Below are 3712 nucleotides of genomic sequence, written 5' to 3' on the forward strand. Positions count from 1 at the left end.
CACCATCGGTCAAAGCACGGGGGCATCGCGGCTGGGGTTGTCTCTTTCATCGCCGATTTTTCAACGTAAAGTGCTTATTCTATAACGATTATACTCTATTATACTCTTGTTGAGCGTTTAAGTCCCACTAACCAAGAAGTTAATTTTACACGACTACTTAATAGTGACGTGGAGTATAAACCCATTGCTTGCTTTTACCCTGCTCAATAAGGCGAGTTTTACTCGATCCAATCAAAATTATGGTTCGCATATCCGCATCTTTAATAGTCATATCCTCTAGGAATTTCACCGTCACTGTTTCCCCTTTTCGCCCTAAATTACGCGCTAGTACCACAGGAGTTTGCGGCGAGCGCCATTGTAATAAAATCTCTTTTGCCTTCTCCAATTGCCAAGTGCGCTCTTGAGACACAGGATTATAAAATGCGATCGCTAAATCTGCTCGGGCCGCTAACTCAATGCGCTGAGAAATCACCTGCCAAGATTTGAGAATATCCGATAGGGAAATCGCACAAAAATCATGTCCTAAAAGTGCGCCAACCCTCGCAGCCGCCGCTTGCATCGCCGAAATCCCCGGACAGACCTGAATTGCGATCGCATCCCATGCTGGTTTTGCTTTTTTTTCTAATACCTCAAACACGGCCGCGGCCATGGCATAAATTCCGGGATCTCCGGAAGAAACTAAGACAACCGATCGCCCCTTAGCCGCTAAATCTAAGGCCATTTCTGCGCGATCGAGTTCCACCCGATTATCCGATTCATGGCGGACAATTTCTGGTTTTCGCAGGGATTCTACCAAATCCAAATAGGTTTTATAACCCACCCAATCCGTGGCTTTTTCCAATACTTCTCGAACTTCCGGCGACATCCAATTTAGCGCACCAGGGCCGGTTCCGACTATGGCTAATTTACCTTGACTTTCCTGGGCAAAATCCCCTGGGGACAAACTGGATTTTTCCTTAATTTGCTGGCTTTCCTCATACAGATAAACTAAACAGGCAGTGCTAGGTTTTGCTAAGTTTAAGTTATTTTTATCGATAATCTCAATGCTCAGTTTTGCTGCTGATGAAATCGGTAAATTACTATTTTTTAACCAGTCCGCTTCACCAATTAATTTTACTTTTTCACCCGCCAATAAATCGGCAAGAAACTTCTTAGCATCATCGGGATTAACTAACTGATAACCCAGTGGTGGCGATAATAAAGTCGTTTTAAATCTAATATCACCAGTGGTGGTAATGGCGGGGGAAATTTGCCAAACCGAGGCAATTTGACGAGCGAGATCGTTAACCCCTTGTAAACCCCCCAACAAAGGCACTACGGCGCTGCCATCTTCTGCGATTGCTAATACAGGCGGTTCTTGCCATTTATTAGTTAATAAAGGTGCTAAAGTGCGAATCAAAATACCCGCCGCACAAATGCCAATAATTGGCGTTCCTGTCTGGAAAAATTCTCGCACCGTTTCGCCAAAATTAGTATAGGTAAAATCAGCCGAATGGGTACGATCTATTAACCCATAAACCACTGCTTCCGGTAGGGCCATTTGCACTTGACGAGCCGCGGGGAGGCTGGTTTCTCCTAAAATGAGAATAGCTGGAGGTTTCATTTGGCTTCCCCTGACTGCGCTGCAGTTAACTTTTGGATAAATTCTTGATGTTCTACCGAGTTAATTCCAGCCTTTAAGATGTCCAACACCCGTGACATATTGCCGTTGAGCATGGCTGAAATATCTAACCACAAACCCGGAAATACTAGAGAGCAAATCACCCCTTCTTGGTTGGGTAACAAAGAAATATAATCGCCATTTTCTAAACTAAACCAATCAATCTTTTGATCAAATACCTGCCAAATAAGGTATTCTTGAATGCCACTGCGACGATAAGCACGTTTTTTATCCCCTAAATCTATGGCGGCACTACTAGCGGCAATTTCTACCACTAATTCCGGCGCTCCTTCTAGGTATCCCTCTACAGTTAGGGTTGATTTTCCCCCGCTTTCTTGACTAATTAATAACACCCCATCCGGCTGTAGTTCGTTGTCGATATCCAAGCGGACTGTTGGCTCAATACCCATTTGTACTTGGGGGGTAGCAACTTTGTATGTCCATAGCCAACCCACAAGATTGCCATGGGGTTCAGCATGAAATTTAAACCTTAATGGGGATGCCATATATACAACTCCTTCGATCAGTTCGGCTTTTTTTAATCCTGGCATAGCTTGATAACGGCGCTCGAATTCGGGACTAATTAAGCGATCCCCATTTTCTAAAGGGGGTAAATGTTGAGTGGTTACAATCTGAGAAGTTAAGGATTTAACCGGAGAAGAAGTCATGGTGGCAGTCTTTGGGAACAAAACAGCATTGATTTTATTATAGATTGTTTCATTGGACTTCTTGAGGGATTTAATTTTTAACTGAAATTTTCCCGGAAGTCCTGAGCTTTTAGCGATGGGATGAATGGCGACCAACAGATAGACAATTACCCAAAACTATAGCATTTATCTTAGTGATGAGGTACAAAGTTTTCCTTTTGGGAAGTCGGTAGTCGATACCAAATTAGGTTACACTTCATCTAGTTATGAGAAATGCTGTCATAACTGATACAGCGAGCCTAAAGGAAAGGTAAACGTCCTCTTCTAGAGCCTACCCATTCACGAGTCAATTAGGCACACTATAACTAATAACTGATAATCGATAACTGATAATGTTGGTTCCCCTTACCCGTCAATCGATCGAGCAAATTGTCCCGATTATCGCCACAGGTCCCCAGTACGCTCACTATTGGGGTAAATGGTCTGATTTTCTGCGCCGTTTATTCATTTCTATCATCGCTCTCACCGCAGCTTGGTTAATCGGTAATTTATTCGGCCCCGGTGGTTTAACAATTAAACTGATTTTCGACATTATCGCCGGTTTATATTGGCTCTGGGGTCCGGTTTATTGGGCCAGTGTTCGCAATAATACCTATCGTCGTCTTCCCTACGGGGGGTTTTGGCGCGGTCGCGTTTTCGATGCTTTTGTCACCGAGGAATTAATCGGGGAAGAAGAAAGGGTCAATAAACGCGGGGAATTAGAGATTATCGAAAATCGCCAACGCTGTATTAATCTAGAAATCGGTGATCAAACTGGCTTTTCGGCGATCGTTCGCGCTCCCCTCAAACGCATTCATAAATCGATCCGTCCCGGGATGGTGGCCGAAGCTTTGTTAATGTCTCGAGAACCCGATTTAGGGGATATCAATCAGCTTTCTGATGTCCATCTTCCCCAACTCGACCAGTGGATAGGGGAATATCCTGTGCTGCGACGGGATATTTTCCAGCAAGTTAGTCGCGAATTGGGAGGGGGAAAAGAACCCCGGCCAAAACCTTCTCGTTATTCTAATAATGTCATCCGAAGACGCAAAACCCGTTAATTGGTCGGCGAGCTTTGAAACGATGCTGGTTTCCTGGTCATCAATGAATAATAATTTACAGATTTTGGCTAATTTAATCCTTGTTTTTGCTGTTTTTGAACCATCAAAAATTAATTATGCAAGGGGTTCAATATAATGTTAATTAAGCTTAGAAGGAGATAAATCGCTGACTGACGGACACATTTTTCAATACAAAGACAAGTACTGTTATGTGAAAGCCTCAAACTCCTGAATAAAAGAAAAGGTAATTTTGCCATAATAATCCTGACGAGCTTTGCGAGAAGCCAAACAGGGAAAAGGGTCAA

3 protein-coding genes are annotated in these 3712 nt (G+C 43.5%); 1 reads left to right on the plus strand and 2 read right to left on the minus strand.

Annotated features, from left to right (window positions below; translation table 11 throughout):
- Positions 1-157: 157 nt before the first annotated feature.
- Positions 158-1603 carry a precorrin-3B C(17)-methyltransferase gene (cobJ, locus tag IM477_RS12360; protein WP_287731965.1) on the minus strand — a complete coding sequence of 482 codons (1446 nt, stop codon included), beginning with the start codon at positions 1601-1603 and terminating at the stop codon, positions 158-160.
- Positions 1600-2328 carry a Uma2 family endonuclease gene (locus tag IM477_RS12365; protein WP_287731966.1) on the minus strand — a complete coding sequence of 243 codons (729 nt, stop codon included), beginning with the start codon at positions 2326-2328 and terminating at the stop codon, positions 1600-1602. Before IM477_RS12365 ends, cobJ begins: the two co-directional genes overlap by 4 nt.
- 371 nt (positions 2329-2699) lie before the next feature.
- Here IM477_RS12365 and IM477_RS12370 point away from each other — a divergent pair, with 371 nt between their 5' ends.
- Positions 2700-3407 (plus strand): DUF8619 family protein, encoded by a 708-nt coding sequence (locus IM477_RS12370; RefSeq protein ID WP_024970548.1) that lies wholly within the window; start codon positions 2700-2702, stop codon positions 3405-3407.
- Positions 3408-3712 lie beyond the last annotated feature (305 nt).

The organism is Microcystis sp. M090S1 (assembly GCF_020246295.1).
In the GTDB taxonomy this organism is placed as follows: Bacteria; Cyanobacteriota; Cyanobacteriia; order Cyanobacteriales; family Microcystaceae; genus Microcystis; species Microcystis aeruginosa.